Origin of the sequence: Metabacillus dongyingensis (genome assembly GCF_019933155.2) — a bacterium.
GTDB lineage: Bacteria > Bacillota > Bacilli > Bacillales > Bacillaceae > Bacillus_P > Bacillus_P dongyingensis.
The window spans coordinates 4,810,763-4,827,280 of record NZ_CP082944.1; the positions used below are offsets into that span (position 1 = coordinate 4,810,763).

A 16,518-nucleotide genomic window follows, 5' to 3' on the forward strand; every position below is an offset into this window, starting at 1 on the left:
GATTAATAAAGGATTTTTCTGGGGATAAAAGCGGTATATGAAAGCGGTATGAAAACCTTATCATTTACCCTCGTCTAGCATACAATAGGCTCTAGTCAAAGTCAATTGGTTTAAAACCAAAAAACTGACAATCAAAAAAGCCTATCACAAAAAGTTCACATTTGATTTTTACCGCTTTTTTCCCTCAGAGTCTTCTAGGATAAGATCTGTTTCCATTGTATCTTCCTTGTTGCCTTTTCTTGCAAAAATGACCGCTTTATAGAGTCCCTCTTTCAGCTTTAGCTCATCCTTTTTAAACGTCTTCCTGACAACTCCTCTTTGAAGATTCCTGCCCCAGTCAAGAAAGCCCTCAAATCTGAGTGTATCCGGGTCATACAGGGCAATTCCCATTTCGTCTGCTCCGCCCGGCAGATAAAACTCGTACTTATACGTTCCTGCTGTATCACCGAATCCAAATTCAAATCCCATCACACGGGGGTAATCCGGTTCATCTACTACATATAGATAAGGAAGCTTTTCGATTCGGCCGCCTGCCTCCACATCCATCCATCCATGATGAAGTCCCGCTTCCATTCCATTTGAATAAATATCCAAAGTTACGAATACATCCTTTTTCTGTTTTGGTTCTACCTCTACTTTTTGCGGGATCCCCCATTGAAGCCCTTTTGTGTAAGGGGGATATTTAAATGTGTAAGCCTTTTTTTCATCAGACTGATTATCAAGAGTCAGCTTCACTTTTTTCCGGATACGGTCACCGTGCAGGGGAACTTGTCCGAATGACAATGAACCGGGATAGAGAAGCGCTTCTGTTTCCAGTGCACGTGTTAAATCGATTCTCCCCGTTCCCTGCGCGGTTGGTTCATAGTAGACTCCCTCCTTGTCTTTCAATGGCTCTGCTGAATTCATTAAGGCAGCTTTGATTTGCTCCGGGTTCCAATCAGGATGCGCCTGTTTTAAGAGAGCACTTGCTCCTGCAACATGCGGCGCTGACATACTTGTTCCCTGAAGACTTAAATACCCTTTCGGAACTGTGCTGTCAATTGCCACTCCGGGAGCCACGACATCCGGCTTGATTTCCCACGTATAAGTAACCGGACCTCTTGAGCTGAAATCTGCCAGCTGATCGGACTCATTCTGATAGAATGTTCGAACAAGCGCCCCATTGCCCAATTGTTTTTTAAGCCAAGAACCATCCTCTTTTGAAATAGAGACAACCGGAATACCTACTTCAATTTCAAGGTTTCCCGCAAAGTTACCTTTCATGTTGTTGTAAATGATAATAGCCTTGGCTCCAACTTTTTCCGCAAAAAGGGCTTTTTCAGTAAACGTAATCTTTCCTCTCTCTACAAGAACAATTTTCCCTTTCATATCCGATTTATACTGATGTTCTTCACCGATGCCGGCAAAGACGATTTCTTCCCCTTGATTAAGGTCCCACTCTTTTGACCCTGCAAGGGCTGTAATTGGAACCATTTTTCCAGTACCGCTAAGCTTTAAATAAGGTATTTTTTGCGGAGGTGTAGATGCCCCGACAGAAATGGATTTACTTGAAGTTCCGGGAGAGCCGATTGTCCAGACTCCGGGACCTGAATTCCCGCTTGATGTCACGGCTACAATTCCGTATTCAACTGCACGATCCAAAGCGAGACTTGTAGGCCAGTCAGGTCCATTGACTGTATTCCCAAGCGATAAGTTTAAGACATCCACTTTATCTTCAATGGCCTTTTCAATTGCTGCTATCACTTGTTCACTAGTACCGTATCCTCCAGGACCAAGCGCCCGGTAGGCGATGATTTCCGCTTCCGGTGCTACACCCTGAAGTTTTCCATTCGCTGCAATGATTCCGGCCACATGTGTACCGTGCAGTGTTTCCGTTCCATCAGTCGCTTTTGTTTCCATCGGATCACTGTCACCGTCAATGAGATCTGATCCGCCGTGATAGCTGCGGAACAAATCCGGATGCGTATAATCTATCCCTGTATCAATAATGCCGACCTTCACTCCCTTGCCTGTCAGCCTTTTATGGTGAGAATCGAATTTTCCGCGAACTTCATTACCGCCGATAAACGGGACACTTTCTTCAATGTCGGCATAATAGGCTGTAACCGGGCTCGCGTGCAATACATGGGGTTCTTTCTGAATAGCTGTCAGGTCTTTATGCTTTCCTTCAACTGTGAAGCCGCTGAATACTTTTTTATAGGTACGGCGAATGTGAACATTTGGATAAGATTGCGTTATTTTTCGGGATACGGCCTCTGCATGTTCTTTTTCAACTACAATCATGATTGTTTCTGTCTTATTTGGTGATTCCTTAGGAATAGCAGGGATAGTTTTTGCCTGTGCTGAAAAAGAAATCAGCATGAAAAATATAAAAGAAATCGTGCATTTTCGGCCCATTTTTGTCACCTCCCTCTTATTCTTTTCTAAGGAAGGTTCTTTCATGTAAGAAAAGCGGAAGCGCCAAGCGATGCTCCGACAGAAATGACCGGGTTTGACTTTTTTGGCGGAGCCGTTCTAGAGGCGCTGCAGTTTGACAGCCATGCGAAATTTTTTATCCTGTATAAAACTAAAAATCCCCCTTTTTTATAAAGGAGGATTTCTTTTCTATTATTTCGTTCCGAACATGCGGTCTCCGGCATCACCTAGGCCAGGGACAATATATCCATGATCATTTAATTTTTCATCAAGTGCTGCAATGTAAATATCAACATCAGGATGTGCTTCCTTCACAATCTCCACACCTTCTGGAGCCGCGATTAAACACATGAATTTGATATTTTTAGCGCCGCGTTTTTTCACACTGTTGATTGCTTCAACAGCAGATCCGCCTGTTGCAAGCATTGGATCAACAACGATAAATTCGCGCTCTTCCACGTCAGAAGGGAGTTTCACATAATACTCGATCGGCTTTAACGTCTCTGGATCGCGGTATAACCCTACATGTCCAACTTTTGCAGCCGGGATCAGTTTAATGATTCCGTCAACCATTCCAAGACCAGCTCGGAGAATAGGGACAATCGCAAGCTTTTTGCCAGCCAAAACCTTTGATTTTGCTACTTGCACCGGTGTTTCAACTTCCACTTCTTCAAGCGGCATGTCTCTTGTAATTTCAAACATCATCAAGCTCGCAACTTCATCAACAAGCTCACGAAATTCTTTCGTACCTGTCTTTACATCACGGATATATGTTAGCTTATGCTGAATAAGTGGATGATCAAAAACGTATACTTTGCCCATCGGCTCATCTCCTTTTCTATGACACTTCAATAGATTTTACAGAAAAAGCAGATCTGTTTCAAGAAGGATGGGAGATTTATTTGCAGGATTCTTTAAAAGGACCGTTAGACCGCAGATAATAATAAAATTTCTTTCAGAACATTTATCGGTGTAACTCCGAGGCAGTTCTCCCTTTTATCAGTCTTACTCATGAATGAAAAACAGCTCACCCCTCAAACAGGTGAGCTGATCATTATTAGTTCTGGAAATTAGAAATAGATGTCCCCGGTCCGCTTGATGGGGTCGTGTAAAAATGGTTCGCTCCGCTTTCCCAGACAACATTTCCGCTTGCATCCTTTTTAATAAACTTAAATTCAACATTACGGCCAGCCGGCACGCTGACGTCATAATACCAGCCCGGATACTTTGTGATTACCTGGTTATACATCGGTCCAATAGCCTTCGCTGCATCCCAGTTTCCAAGCTCGCTTACATTTCCTACTATATATACTGACTGGCCAGGACTAGTTGTTGCATTGTTCACTATAAACCGTACAGATGACTGCTTTCCGGATAAAACCTCAACTGGACCGTACGTATTGCTTACAGCCCCTCCGGATGAAGTGACAGACACCTGATAATTGCCTCCAGCTAAAACTGGCACCTGTGCACGAATTTCTGTATTAGACCAGGATAATACGGCTGCATTTCCTGTTCCAACCTTCACTGAACCAACAGATGTGCCGAAGGATTCTCCGCTGATTGTGATGGTGCTTCCAGGCACTGCCATGACCGGTCCGATTTGACCGATTGCCGGTGCGGCTGCGGTTCCGTTGGAAGAATAGACGCCTGCTTCCCCTGGTGAAAGGTCAAATGCAGAAACAGCTCCTCCGCTGCCCACTGATAAACTATTGCCATTCAATAAGGAAGTCAGCTGATCAGAATAACTCCCTGCAGACAGGGCCGTTGTGAGATTTGTTATATTGTAAGATGCTGTTTTGCTTTTATTCACTGCTACCAATACTACATCTTTGCCAAATGTTCTTTCATAGATATAGACATCATTATTAATCCATCTTTCTTTTGTCTTTCCGTAGCCTAAAGCCTGGTTCGATTTACGCAGGGCTGCAAGCTTGCTGATAATCTGATAGGCCTTTGTTGTTTTATTGAACGATGTTTGTTTTTTCCGGTTGTTCGGGTCTCCATTGCCTGTCATATATTGCTCGGTTCCGTAATAAACGTTCGGCACACCTCTTGAAGTGAGCATGACAGCTAAAGCAAGATCTGTATTTTTTACATCCGCCCCGTCAAAGTGAAAGCGGTCCATATCGTGGTTATCGAGGAAGGTAACCTGATCGGCAGCCTGTTCATACTTCGCTTCCGACTCAGTAATCATCGAGTTAAAGCCATTCCAGTTGTCAGAGCCGTTTCTCAATACCTGTCTCAGTTTTTGGCCAAAACGGAAATCAAGAAGTGACATTCCTGCGGTGTTGGCAAAGTTATAATAATTTTGATCCACCTCATTTTCCCCAAGGAACCATTCTCCGAACGTAAACACCGGTTTATAGCTGTAGATGGTTTCCATAAAGGTCTTTTGCCAGCCGAACGGCATGTGCTTTACTGCATCTACCCTGATACCGTCGATTCCCATATCGAGCCAAAGCTTCACAGAATCCTTTAAGTATTTATCCACTGTCGGGTTCTGATGGTTGAAATCTGCCAGATCATAGAGATTTCTGTAAATTCCATCTTCAATAGAAGAAAAATCCGTTCCGCCATTATGATGGAATAAGTCTTTCGCATCGTTTGAATAGCCGCCAACAAGCGATCCGTTATCATATAGCCTTCCGTTTTCCATATAAGATGGAGTGTCTTCAGATGCTGGAGAGGTGTGATTTGGCGCAAAATCAATAATGACCTTTATTCCCTTTTGATGTGCTGTATTGATAAGGGTCTGAAACTCTTGCATCGTGCCAAAAAAAGGGTTTGTCTTTTTAAAATCCCTCGCCCAATATCCATGATAGGATGTCGTGCCTGCTGTATCATTCAAAACGGAATAAACATTTTCAACAGGCTGAGATATCCATAACGCCGTAATCCCCATATCCGTGAAATATCCGTCATTCAATTTATTAATAATTCCCTGCCAGTCACCGCCGCAGTATTTTCTTAAATTCGAGCAGTCTGCGCTGAACAAGCTGCCTGTCGGGTTGTTATTAGCGTTCCCATCACTGAATCGATCCGTCATAATCTGATAGATAACATCGTTCGAATAGTTTACTTTATTATCAGTGGAAGCGTTTGCATAATTATCCGCAAACGGTCCATACAAACTAAAAATAAGAACAAAACCAACTGTTAAACTCATTGCTTTTTTTAACATCCAGCCATCTCTCCCTTGATCATGTTTTCCTGTACTTCCTATTGCTGCGTCCTCCTTTCCATAATAAAACCCCGTTATTCATAAAGAATAACGGGGTTGTTGTCCATATCAGGACAATGCATAGCCCTCAGGTTATGTTGCAGGTACGGGTTGCAGTTATCTAAGAATGATATTAAATAGATTTAATCGTTTACACAATATTCTAAATACTCATTTTCCACTTTTAGCTTTTAAGTATTTTGGCCCATCCTCAGAGAATTTCACTTTACACAGATTACCATTTTCATGAAATTCATAGACTTCTATCTATGAAACGTTTAAAATCATCAAAGAGCGTTTTTTAAATTGAACTAGTTAAAGAGGTGGATTTAAACTTGAATTTATGGGAGATTTTTGTTGCTGTTGTATTAGGAATTGTGGAAGGTTTAACGGAATTTGCTCCAGTATCCTCTACTGGACATATGATTATATTTGATGATTTGCTGTTTCAATCGAAAGACCTTTTTGGTGCACCTGTTGCAAATACGTTTAAAATCGTGATTCAGCTAGGATCCATTCTTGCGGTCGTCATTATTTTCAGAGAGCGTTTTATCAGCTTGCTCGGTCTGAAAAAAGAATCAGCTGAAGAAAAACGAACAAAGTTAAAATTAACACAAGTCATCGTAGGTTTGCTGCCTGCTGCTGTTCTTGGTCTTCTATTTGAAGATTATATCGATGAATATTTATTTTCTATCCATACAGTTTTAATTGGCTTAGTAATTGGCGCGTTCTTGATGCTGGCTGCTGATTTCGTTCAGCGCAAAAGAACCATTACAACAGAAACCGTGGATAAAATCACATACAAACAGGCTCTGCTTGTAGGGCTGATCCAATGTTTATCGTTATGGCCAGGATTTTCGCGTTCCGGATCGACGATTTCCGGCGGCGTTATGCTTGGCATGAATCATAGAACTGCTTCTGACTTCACCTTCATCATGGCCGTGCCAATTATGGCAGGTGCAAGCGGACTGTCGCTTCTTAAGAATTGGGAGCACTTCACGCTGGACGCACTTCCATTCTTTATTGCAGGTTTTATCAGCGCATTCGTTGTCGCTTTAATTTCAATTCGTTTCTTCCTGTCCCTTATCAACAAAATTAAATTAGTGCCGTTTGCCATTTACCGCATTATTTTAGCAGCAGTGATTTATTTTGTATTTCTATAAGAGAAAAGAGCAACTCCGGTTCATCTGGATTTGCTCTTTTTTTGGTCAAAAAAAGGGCTGAACAAGTCAGCCCAATCAATTATACATACAAAGAAAACTTAGAAGTTAAAGCTTCTACTCTGTTCTTTGCTTCTTCTAATTTTGCTTCATCTTCAGGGTTGCTTAGAGCAAGACCCATGATCGCAGCGATTTCATCCATATCTTCAAGACCGAAGCCTCTGCTTGTTACAGCAGCAGTACCGATGCGGACTCCGCTTGTCACGAATGGACTTTCCGGATCAAAAGGAATCGTGTTTTTGTTCACTGTAATTCCGATATCATCCAACACTTTTTCTGCAATTTTGCCAGTCAGATTCAAAGAACGAACATCAATTAAAATCAAGTGATTGTCTGTTCCGTCTGATACTAGCGTTAATCCTTGGTTCTTCAAGCTTTCAGCAAGACGATTTGCATTAGCAATGATGTTAGATGCATATGTTTTGAAGTCGTCTTGAAGGACTTCTCCAAATGAAACAGCTTTTGCAGCAATAACATGCATAAGCGGTCCGCCTTGGATTCCAGGAAAAATCGACTTATCAATCTTTTTAGCGAATTCTTCTTTGCAGAGAATCATACCGCCGCGAGGTCCTCGCAATGTTTTATGTGTTGTTGTTGTAACAAAATCAGCATAAGGAACAGGATTTTGATGCAGGCCTGCCGCTACAAGTCCTGCAATATGAGCCATGTCTACCATGAAATAAGCTCCGACTTCATCCGCAATTTCACGGAATTTCTTGAAATCAATTGCACGAGGATATGCACTTGCTCCTGCAACAATAAGCTTCGGCTTATGCAAGCGGGCTTTTTCTAATACATCTTCATAGTTAATGCGATGTGTTTCTTGATCCACACCATACTCAACGAAATTGTATTGCACGCCGCTGAAGTTAACAGGGCTTCCGTGAGTTAAGTGACCGCCATGAGATAAGTTCATGCCAAGAACTGTATCACCCTGTTCAAGGATTGTGAAGTACACAGCCATGTTTGCCTGTGCACCTGAATGAGGCTGCACGTTAACATGCTCTGCACCGAAAATTTCTTTTGCACGGTCTCTAGCGATATTTTCTACAACATCCACATGCTCACAGCCTCCGTAATAACGTCGGCCAGGGTATCCTTCTGCATATTTGTTCGTAAGGACAGATCCTTGAGCTTCCATTACGGCTTCTGTCACAAAGTTTTCAGAAGCAATCAATTCGATTTTCGTGCGCTGACGCTGTAATTCATCCTGAATTGCTTCAAATACACTTGTATCCTGCTTGCTTAAATGTTTCATGTTTTAGAATCCCCCTATCCATTTCATCTGATTTTGCAGACAATTTTCACATTCAATTCAACTTTATTGTACACGTTCATGATCAAGATTGTAATAGATTTATGTATATTTTTTATCGAGAACGGTGTTTTTTGAGAAAATAGCACTAAAATAACGAATGATAACTACACAATTTTTTTATATTGTTCGTATTTATTACGTGCACTTCCTGTTTTCTTCCATGGCTGCATACACGGCTCTTTCTCCGCCGATCAGCTTCGGACGTGTCTTTGCCATTGTAACATGAGCATGTCCAACCTGATTTACAGAGCTCCTGACCGGAACCGCAACATGCAAAAGATGCATGCCGATAAAAGTATCACCGATATCAATGCCGCCGTCAGCTTTAATGAATTCAACCACAACAGGCTCTTTAAAAGCTGAATAAGCATATGTCGCCATCGCTCCGCCAGCCGCTCGGACAGGTGTAACTGTTACTGCTTCAAGGTTATAGGAAGCAGCTGTCTCATGCTCAACTACTAAAGCTCTGTTCAAATGCTCGCAGCATTGAAAAGCAAGATGCATGCCTGTTCGTTCTTTAAACGCCTTTAATTCTTCAAAAATCATTTCTGCGGCTTCAATCGTACCTGCCGTACCTATCTTTTCTCCAATCACTTCACTCGTGCTGCAGCCAACCACAAAGATGTTTCCCGCGCGAAAGGAAGACTGCTCTTCTAAATCAGCGAGCATCGTACGCAGCTGTTTCTTCCACTCCCCAATCGTTGTCATTTCGCTCACCCCTGCAGTTTATTTTCAAATGCAGTGATTTTGCTGACGCGATTTTCGTGTCTTCCGCCTTCAAATTCGGTTGTCAGCCAGATTCTTGCAATTTCACGGGCCAGACCAGGACCGATAACACGCTCGCCCATAGCAAGCATATTGCTGTTATTGTGCTCTCTAGTTGCTTTTGCACTGAATGTATCATGTACAAGCGCGCAGCGGATCCCTTTTACTTTATTGGCAGAAATGCTCATGCCGATGCCCGTGCCGCAAATCAAAATTCCGCGGTCAAATTCCCCGCTTGCCACTTTTTCTGCTACCGGAAGCGCATAGTCCGGATAATCTACAGACGTTTCGCATTCACAGCCAAAATCTTCATACTGTATTTTCATTTCATCCATCAGCTGCTTGATTTCCTCGCGGAGATTCAGTCCGCCATGGTCAGAAGCAATTGCAATCTTCATTTTTGAACCCTCCAGAACGCTTAATTTTCTAATTTCTTAATCAGAAGCATAATCATTTTTTCTAAATCTTCACGGGTCATTCTGTAAATCTCAATTGAACCTCCGAACGGATCCATGACATCGCGCCGATTCTGTTCACCCTCCATCACAAATTCAGATAGAGTAAAGGTTTTTTCGATCGCCTGCGGATATCGTTCAAATATCAGCTCTTTATGGCTGTCAGTCATTGTTAAAATGTACGTTGCCCAACGGATGTGCTCTTCATTCAAAAGGGCCGACCGGTGATTGCATACAATTCCTTTTTCATCAAGGGCCTGTTTTGCATGAATGGAAGCATCACTTCCGTCACTTGCAAACACACCTGCAGATTTGACCGATAGGAGATCGTTTTCTTTCATATGATTCAATAATGCTTCGGCCATTGGGCTTCTGCATGTATTTCCGGTACAAACAAAAAGGATATTAATCATTCATCTGCCTCCTTTGTTTTATTATAATCCAATTATGATTAGGAAAGTAGTCATTGGGACTTCCTTAGAAAAACAAAAAACAGGCCATTATTGGACCTGTTATCATCTATATTGGAAAAATCAGCTTCAGGCCAAAACCTAATAGAATGCTTCCGCCAAGAGCTTCACCGTATGTACCTAGCCAGTTTTGAACTCTTCTTCCAATCAGAAGGCCAATCCATGTGAGCACCATGCTGACAAGGCCGAACATTGCGATTGTCAGGAACGTTCTTGCACCGTAAATTCCAAGACTTAAACCGACTGAAAAGCTGTCCAGGCTTACGCTGAGCGCAAAAAAAAGGAGCCCAAAGCCTACCGGCGTAATCATAGGTTCATTATCTTTTTTAAATGAAGCGAAAATCATCTGCACTCCGAGAAGGATCAGCAGAGCACCGCCTGCAATCGAGGCAATATTCCCAAACGTACTGGAAAGCACTTTTCCGATCCACATTCCGGCAAGAGGCATCCATAAATGGAACAGACCAATCGTCAGACCAATATAAAAAATCTCCCTTAACCGGAGTTTAATCAGCCCCATCCCAAGCCCGACTGAAAAAGCATCCATTCCAAGTGCAAATGCCATCATAAATAAGGTAATGAGTTCCCCAATTAATGCCTCTATATTCATTTTAAAGCCTCCTCGGACACGCCTCATTCAAACTTATGCAAGTCCGAGTTTGCTTAGAACATCTTCTAAGTCTTCTTATTCCTTCACAACCTGCTGTCCTGCAGCCTTCAGTAAACGGTTCATCACCGCTTGCCCGACACCTTTATTTGAAAAGCTTTCACTGTAAATACAATCTACTTCCGCCGCGTCGAATTCACGCAGCACATCGTAGAGTCCGGCTGCAACTGTCTGCATGTCATCTCTGCTTCCGCAAACTAAAACAGTGTCGGCCTGATAGCTTTCTGCTTTTTCTTTTGTTGCAAGCACACCAACTTTTTTCCCTTCTCGTCTTGCAGCATCAATTGTTTTTTGAAAAAAAGTTAAAGAGCCTTCAACAATTATTAATGGTGCTTTCGGTGCATAGTGGGTATATTTCATTCCAGGCGACTTTGGAGTATGCCCTTCTTCTATTAAAGCCTGATCCATTATAACTTTTCCAATTAGGCTTTCAAGCTGTTCCTGCGTCACTCCGCCCGGTCTTAAAATGACCGGAATCTGCTGAGTGCAGTCTAAGACAGTAGACTCCACACCTACACCAGTTGCCCCTCCGTCCATAATCCCGGCGATTCTGCCATTTAAATCATCATATACATGAGCAGCGCGTGTAGGACTTGGCTTTCCAGATAGATTCGCACTAGGTGCAGCAATCGGCAGATCTGTTTCTTTGATAATGGCAAGTGCCAACGGATGATCTGGCATCCTTACAGCTACCGTATCAAGTCCTGCTGTTACACGATCAGACAGCCCGGGTTTCTTCGGCAAGACAAATGTTATCGGGCCAGGCCACAAAACATCGATTAACTTTTCCACATAAACAGGCACTTCAGCAGCAATTTCATGCAGCTGTTCTTTTGTCGCAATGTGGACAATCAGTGGATTATCGCTCGGCCTTCCTTTTGCTTCATAAATCTTACCCACAGCGAGATCCGACTTTGCGTTTGCGCCAAGGCCATATACGGTCTCAGTTGGGAAAGCCACAACCTCATTCTCTCTTAATTTGGCTGCTGCCTGTGCAATTTGTGGATAACTTAAGGATAAATCCTTTAAATTATCCACAATCCAAACTTTTGTTTCCATTCTTATAACTCTCCTGTCTAACATGTGAATAACTTTATATTTCCCGACCTTTTCTTCCATTCCTCATGAAAGTATAAAAGATGACCCCAAATAAAACAAGCTTTATCCACATTTTGTGGATAAAGCTTGTGAATCGGTGGATAACTATGTGGATATATCCACATCAGGAGGTTTTTACCATCACAACGGCATGCTCCTTTTCCAATGATTCTTTAAAATGAGCCGATTTTAATAAGTGCTTAGGAATCTCGTTTTGTTCCACAGACTGATAACCAATGAGCTTAAGAAATTCGATAGAATTTTTCTTATTGGTGACGAGGTAGCTTCCGAGAAGCCCCTTTTCTTTTCCCAATGCATGGATACTTTCAAATAATGAAAGAAGATGAGCCTGATTTATATTTTCAGAAACGACAAGGGAACGCAGTAAACCGTCTCCATTCACAGGTTCAATTCCCAAGCTTGCAACGATTGTATTTTCATCACTTTCCAATACGACAAAGTATTCGGCAATGTCCTCTATTCCATCAGAGATCAAACCCGCTTTTTCGATAAATGATTTTATGGCTTGTACATCTTTTTTCTCTGCAATCCGCAATTGATAGTACATCATTTCACCCCGTTTTTCTTTTCTACTTCAAATCTATGACGGGGAATGAATTTTATGCACTCAATAATAAGAAAAGTGAAAGCACCCGTTTAGCTCCGTAAGACAGATAAGTTTCCGGCAGAAAAGTCCGGGTTTGACTATTATGCCGGATTTGTTGAGGATCAAAGCGCAAATTTTTATCATTTCTTACTACTAGAAAAAAAAGAAAGACTTAAGGATTTTCCCTTAAGTCCATCATGAGAATAAGTTCGAAAACCATTCAACCAGAAAGAATTTGACTTCTACTTCTTCTTTTTCTTCTTCTTCATCTACAATTAGAGCACTAAGCTCTTCGGACGTTTTTTCAGCTTCTGCTCTTTTGTCCTCTTCTTCGATCTCAGCTGCCTGGACAGCTTGCCCGTTAGAAAAATCAAGGAAGCAAAGCGGCGGAAACAGCACGCACCACCAGTTGGCCCCTTTCCCTTCACCGAGCGTGATCAGAATTGCCTCATAGTCACCTGCCGGGTAAATATAGCTGCCATACATCTTTGTCGGAAAACTGACATTATCAAAATCAACGCTGAATTCCTGCTCCTTGTTCTCTTTCACTAAAACAGACTGAACAATTTTCTCAATCTCAGGAAGTCTTGACTGAATTAATTCACGTGCCGCCTCTATAGAAGTGAGCTTCTCAACCCACACCGTAATCTCTTTATTTACTTCGTCGCGGATTTTGCGTTTTAAAGCCTGATCCTCATCAGAATCGCTGTTGGCCAAAATGCGGAGACGAATCGCCTCTTCCGGAATCACAACCGGTTCCGATCCCTGCTGCTTGGCTTCAGCCGAAAGCGGTTCTTTATATACGTTCATTATTGCACCAAGTAATAATAATAAAATATAGATAAATGCGATATGCTGTTTCTTCATTTCCCTCACCATCCCCTTCTAGGAAACAGTATGGACAGGGATTTAGATTCTTAAACTAGTTTTTTGAGTCTAGTAATCTATTTTTTTGCTGGAAAACCTGGATTGCGAATTGGACTGCCATTTGTGTGAATTGAAATGTGATTTCTGCGAGTTGGAGATGGGTTTTTGCTAATTGGATGGCGGTTTCTGCGAGTTGGGTGCTTCAGATCCGAGTCTGATATCCTATGAAGCTGAATTTCTTTAATATTCTGGGCTGTATCTACGATAAATTGGCCAACCGCAGCAAGTAATTGGCATTATTTTGCGGTTTTTTCGTTTGAAATTGAGCTTTGCGAGTTGGATGACCGTTTTTGAGAATTGAAACGTGGTTCTTGCGAATTGAAGATGGGTTTTTGCTAATTGGATGGCGGTTTCTGCGAGTTGGGTGCTTCAGTTCCGAGTCTAATACCATATGCAGCTGAATTTCTTTCATATTTTTAGCTGCATCTTCGATAAATTGGCCAATCGCAGCTAGTAAAAGGCATTTTTATGCGGTTTTTTCGTGCGAAATCAAGGTTTGCGAGTTGGATCACCGTTTTTGAGAATTGAAACGTGATTCTTGCGAATTGAAGATGGGTTTTTGCTAATTGGATGGCGGTTTCTGCGAGTTGGGTACTTCAGATCCGAGTCTGATACCCTATGCTTTAGTAATTTTAGCTGCATCTTTGATAAATTGGCCAATCGCAGCTAGTTACTGGCATTTTTATGTGGTTTTTCCGCTCGAAATCCAGGTTTGTGAGTTGGATGACCGTTTTTGAGAATTGAAACGTGGTTCTTGCGAATTGAAGATGGGTTTTTGCTAATTGGATGGCGGTTTCTGCGAGTTGGGTGCTTCAGTTCCGAGTCTGATACCCTATGCTTTAGTACTTTTAGCTACATCTTTGATAAATTGGCCAACCGCAGCTAGTAACAGGCTTTTTTATGCGGTTTTTTCGTTTGAAATTGAGATTTGTGAGTTGGATCACCGTTTTTGAGAATTGAAACGTGATTCTTGCGAATTGAAGATGGGTTTTTGCTAATTGAATGGCGGTTTCTGCGAGTTGGGTGCTTCAGTTCCGAGTCTGATACCCTTTGCAGCTGAATTTTTTAGCTGTACCATAGATAAATTTGCTAACCGCAGCTAGTTACAGGCATTTTTATGCGGTTTTTTCGTGCGAAATCAAGGTTTAGGAGTTGGATCACCGTTTTTGAGAATTGAAACGAAATTCCTGCGAGTTGGAGATTGATTTTTGCTAATTGAATGGCGGTCTTTACGAGTTGGGCACTTCTCATTCAAGTCTGGTACCTGATGCAGCCTGAATTTCTTTCATATTTTTAGCTGCATCTATGACTAATTTGCCAGAGGCATTTTGTAAAGCCCAATTTTCAAGTAAAAATGGACATAAAAGTCGGATAAATTGAATAATTCACCTATAGAAAAGTTAAATTCCATCGATGAAAATCCTAATTTGCAGAAGAAGAAGGATTCCAAGCCCTGCTGCAGAAATAAAAAAAGACTAAAATAAAAGGAGCATCCCATTGATAAAAAAGGAACGTGAAATACCAATTAAATTAAGAAAACTAGAGGCTCTTCTTAGAAGATTGCCGGTAAATCATCCAAGAAGAAGTAAAGTCGAAGAGGAATATGCCAAAATTCGAGCTGGATTTCGAGGTGAAAAGTCAATTGACTACTATTTAAATTCATTGGATGAAAAGAGATTTTTTATTTTTCATGATGTAAGGCTCCAGCATAGTAATAATGAGTATTTTCAAATGGATATTTTATTACTGACAAGCAGCTATATTGTCATACTTGAGATAAAAAATATGAACGGAACATTGTGCTTTGATCAAAAGTTTCATCAACTGATTAGGGCTTTAAATGGTAGAGAAGAAGCATTTCCAGATCCTATCACCCAAGTAAAACGTCAGAAAAACCATTTGCATCAATGGCTAGTTTCTAATCATATCCCCTCACTTCCTATTTATCCCCTAATTGTTATAAGTAATCCTGCAACCCTTATTAAATCGATTCCAGCATATTCAGACGAAGTAACAAGAAAAGTGATCCACGCTTCACATCTTCACTCAAAAATTGAACATATCAATCTGCGAGTGAAAGATGATGTGCTAAGTACCAGAGAGATAAATAAACTTTCCCGTTTACTATTAAAACTGCATTCTCCTCATAATCCAGATATTCTGTCTCACTTTCAATTAGAGGATAAAGATCTTCTTAGAGGTATTCTATGCCCGAATTGTAAAAACCTTGAGATGCACAGAGTAAATGGTTCTTGGATCTGTTCAAGTTGCAAAATCTCGAGTAAGAATGCCCATGTGGCAGCATTAGATGATTATAGTCTTCTAATTTCCGCTATCATCACCAATCAAGAATTACGTAAATTTCTAAAAATCTCTTCTGTTTCAACTGCTGCATATCTTCTGAAACAATTAAAGCTCGAAACCATAGGCTCCTACCGCCACCGCAAATACCATCTCCTCCCACTAAACAAAACAAAAACGCCTCATCACTGAGACGTTCCATTCACTACAGCAAATACCATGCGATCTTTACCGTTTATATCGTATTTTACTTCTGCTTCTGCATGCGGCAGCTTGTCCAGCAGCAAAGCTTTTACATCTTCGCCTTGTCCTGCTCCGACTTCGAATGCAATCAGGGCGCGTTCGTTGATAACGTGTGGAATTTCTGCGGCGAGTCTGCGGTAGAAATCCAGTCCGTCCTCGCCGCCTGCCAGTGCGCGAAGGGGTTCATGGTCCTTCACAACTGGAGACAGCTCCAAAATGTCAGCATCCGGGATGTAAGGCGGATTAGACACGACGACATCAAGCTTTTTGCCGCTATTTAAAATCGGGGATAACAGATCTCCGTGTAAAAATTGGACCTCTGCTCCAAGATTTTTCGCATTCAGCTGAGCGACTTCAAGTGATTCGGGTGCAATATCGACCGCTCTTAGCTTGAACATTGAATTTTCCAAAGCAAGGGAAATAGCAATGGCACCGCTCCCTGTCCCGATATCCGCTGCTTCCACTGAAGCATATCCATTAAACAAGTATTTTGCTTTTAACAAAATTCCTTCTACCAGCTCCTCGGTTTCCGGTCGAGGTATGAGGACTTCTTTGTTAACCACAAATGAGCGGCCGTAAAATTCTTCTGATCCGATCATATGCTGAACGGGTATCCCTTCAGCATGACGATTTATATCTGTTTTAAAGCTTTCCCAGACTCCGTCAGGAAGATCCGTTCTAAGGTTAGCCAGCATTTCTGCACGGCTCATATTTAAGTGGTGGCGCAGAAGGAGTTCCCCCGCATTGTGATCCCGTTCTGCCTCCGCCAAAAAAGAAGAAGCCCACTTCAGGGCTTCGTATATCTTAAT

Annotated in this window: 14 protein-coding genes; 2 read left to right on the top strand and 12 right to left on the bottom strand. The window is 41.9% G+C overall.

All coding sequences use genetic code 11. From position 1 onward, the window contains the following. Positions 1-168 precede the first annotated feature (168 nt). From K8L98_RS23780 to K8L98_RS23790, 3 genes are all read right to left on the bottom strand, one after another. The gene (locus K8L98_RS23780; RefSeq protein WP_275976727.1) at positions 169-2,397 is read right to left on the bottom strand and encodes a S8 family serine peptidase; all 2,229 of its coding nucleotides are present in this window, start codon (positions 2,395-2,397) and stop codon (positions 169-171) included. Between the two features lie 210 nt (positions 2,398-2,607). Beyond that, the gene (gene upp / locus K8L98_RS23785) at positions 2,608-3,237 is read right to left on the bottom strand and encodes a uracil phosphoribosyltransferase (RefSeq protein WP_070877078.1); all 630 of its coding nucleotides are present in this window, start codon (positions 3,235-3,237) and stop codon (positions 2,608-2,610) included. 235 nt (positions 3,238-3,472) lie between these two features. After that, on the bottom strand, positions 3,473-5,599 hold the full coding sequence (locus tag K8L98_RS23790) for an alpha-amylase family glycosyl hydrolase (protein ID WP_223438646.1): 2,127 nt from the start codon (positions 5,597-5,599) through the stop codon (positions 3,473-3,475). 374 nt (positions 5,600-5,973) lie between these two features. On the opposite strand from K8L98_RS23790, the gene K8L98_RS23795 reads away from it, so the two are divergent. Next, positions 5,974-6,801 carry an undecaprenyl-diphosphate phosphatase gene (locus K8L98_RS23795; protein WP_223438647.1) on the top strand — a complete coding sequence of 276 codons (828 nt, stop codon included), beginning with the start codon at positions 5,974-5,976 and terminating at the stop codon, positions 6,799-6,801. A 79-nt stretch (positions 6,802-6,880) separates the two neighbouring features. Here the strand turns inward: K8L98_RS23795 and K8L98_RS23800 are convergent, their stop codons facing one another. The 8 genes from K8L98_RS23800 to spoIIR all read right to left on the bottom strand — a co-directional run bounded on the left by K8L98_RS23800 (position 6,881) and on the right by spoIIR (position 13,105). Further along, complete coding sequence (locus K8L98_RS23800) at positions 6,881-8,116, bottom strand: serine hydroxymethyltransferase (protein WP_223438648.1); 1,236 nt, start codon at positions 8,114-8,116, stop codon at positions 6,881-6,883. 195 nt (positions 8,117-8,311) lie between these two features. Continuing rightward, positions 8,312-8,884 carry a TIGR01440 family protein gene (locus tag K8L98_RS23805; protein WP_223438649.1) on the bottom strand — a complete coding sequence of 191 codons (573 nt, stop codon included), beginning with the start codon at positions 8,882-8,884 and terminating at the stop codon, positions 8,312-8,314. A 5-nt stretch (positions 8,885-8,889) separates the two neighbouring features. Then, on the bottom strand, positions 8,890-9,339 hold the full coding sequence (gene rpiB / locus K8L98_RS23810; RefSeq protein ID WP_223438650.1) for a ribose 5-phosphate isomerase B: 450 nt from the start codon (positions 9,337-9,339) through the stop codon (positions 8,890-8,892). Positions 9,340-9,359: 20 nt separating this feature from the next. Next, positions 9,360-9,809, bottom strand: coding sequence for a low molecular weight protein arginine phosphatase (locus tag K8L98_RS23815; RefSeq protein ID WP_275976728.1), 450 nt, complete (start codon positions 9,807-9,809; stop codon positions 9,360-9,362). Positions 9,810-9,915: 106 nt separating this feature from the next. Beyond that, entirely contained in the window at positions 9,916-10,476 is a 561-nt protein-coding gene (locus K8L98_RS23820) for a manganese efflux pump MntP (RefSeq protein ID WP_420828808.1), read from the bottom strand. A gap of 75 nt (positions 10,477-10,551) precedes the next feature. After that, complete coding sequence (locus K8L98_RS23825; RefSeq protein WP_223438651.1) at positions 10,552-11,592, bottom strand: L-threonylcarbamoyladenylate synthase; 1,041 nt, start codon at positions 11,590-11,592, stop codon at positions 10,552-10,554. 163 nt (positions 11,593-11,755) lie between these two features. Then, a complete protein-coding gene (locus tag K8L98_RS23830; RefSeq protein ID WP_223438652.1) occupies positions 11,756-12,199 on the bottom strand; it encodes a hypothetical protein in 444 nt (147 codons plus the stop codon). 234 nt (positions 12,200-12,433) lie between these two features. After that, positions 12,434-13,105: a stage II sporulation protein R gene (gene spoIIR / locus K8L98_RS23835; protein ID WP_223438653.1), complete on the bottom strand. Its 672-nt coding sequence runs from the start codon at positions 13,103-13,105 to the stop codon at positions 12,434-12,436. A gap of 1,557 nt (positions 13,106-14,662) precedes the next feature. Here spoIIR and K8L98_RS23840 point away from each other — a divergent pair. After that, positions 14,663-15,658, top strand: a complete 996-nt coding sequence (locus K8L98_RS23840; protein ID WP_223438654.1) for a nuclease-related domain-containing protein — start codon at positions 14,663-14,665, stop codon at positions 15,656-15,658. Here the strand turns inward: K8L98_RS23840 and prmC are convergent. Further along, positions 15,652-16,518: a peptide chain release factor N(5)-glutamine methyltransferase gene (gene prmC / locus K8L98_RS23845; protein WP_223443741.1), complete on the bottom strand. Its 867-nt coding sequence runs from the start codon at positions 16,516-16,518 to the stop codon at positions 15,652-15,654. The genes K8L98_RS23840 and prmC overlap by 7 nt on opposite strands.

Bases quoted from the DNA above. Each gene is read 5' to 3' on its own strand.
- K8L98_RS23780 (WP_275976727.1), bottom strand. From the start codon at position 2,397: ATGGGCCGAAAATGCACGATTTCTTTTATATTTTTCATGCTGATTTCT.
- K8L98_RS23825 (WP_223438651.1), bottom strand. From the start codon at position 11,592: ATGGAAACAAAAGTTTGGATTGTGGATAATTTAAAGGATTTATCCTTA.
- spoIIR (WP_223438653.1), bottom strand. From the start codon at position 13,105: ATGAAGAAACAGCATATCGCATTTATCTATATTTTATTATTATTACTT.
- K8L98_RS23805 (WP_223438649.1), bottom strand. From the start codon at position 8,884: ATGACAACGATTGGGGAGTGGAAGAAACAGCTGCGTACGATGCTCGCT.
- upp (WP_070877078.1), bottom strand. From the start codon at position 3,237: ATGGGCAAAGTATACGTTTTTGATCATCCACTTATTCAGCATAAGCTA.
- K8L98_RS23790 (WP_223438646.1), bottom strand. From the start codon at position 5,599: ATGTTAAAAAAAGCAATGAGTTTAACAGTTGGTTTTGTTCTTATTTTT.
- K8L98_RS23830 (WP_223438652.1), bottom strand. From the start codon at position 12,199: ATGTACTATCAATTGCGGATTGCAGAGAAAAAAGATGTACAAGCCATA.
- K8L98_RS23815 (WP_275976728.1), bottom strand. From the start codon at position 9,809: ATGATTAATATCCTTTTTGTTTGTACCGGAAATACATGCAGAAGCCCA.
- K8L98_RS23800 (WP_223438648.1), bottom strand. From the start codon at position 8,116: ATGAAACATTTAAGCAAGCAGGATACAAGTGTATTTGAAGCAATTCAG.
- K8L98_RS23820 (WP_420828808.1), bottom strand. From the start codon at position 10,476: ATGAATATAGAGGCATTAATTGGGGAACTCATTACCTTATTTATGATG.
- rpiB (WP_223438650.1), bottom strand. From the start codon at position 9,339: ATGAAGATTGCAATTGCTTCTGACCATGGCGGACTGAATCTCCGCGAG.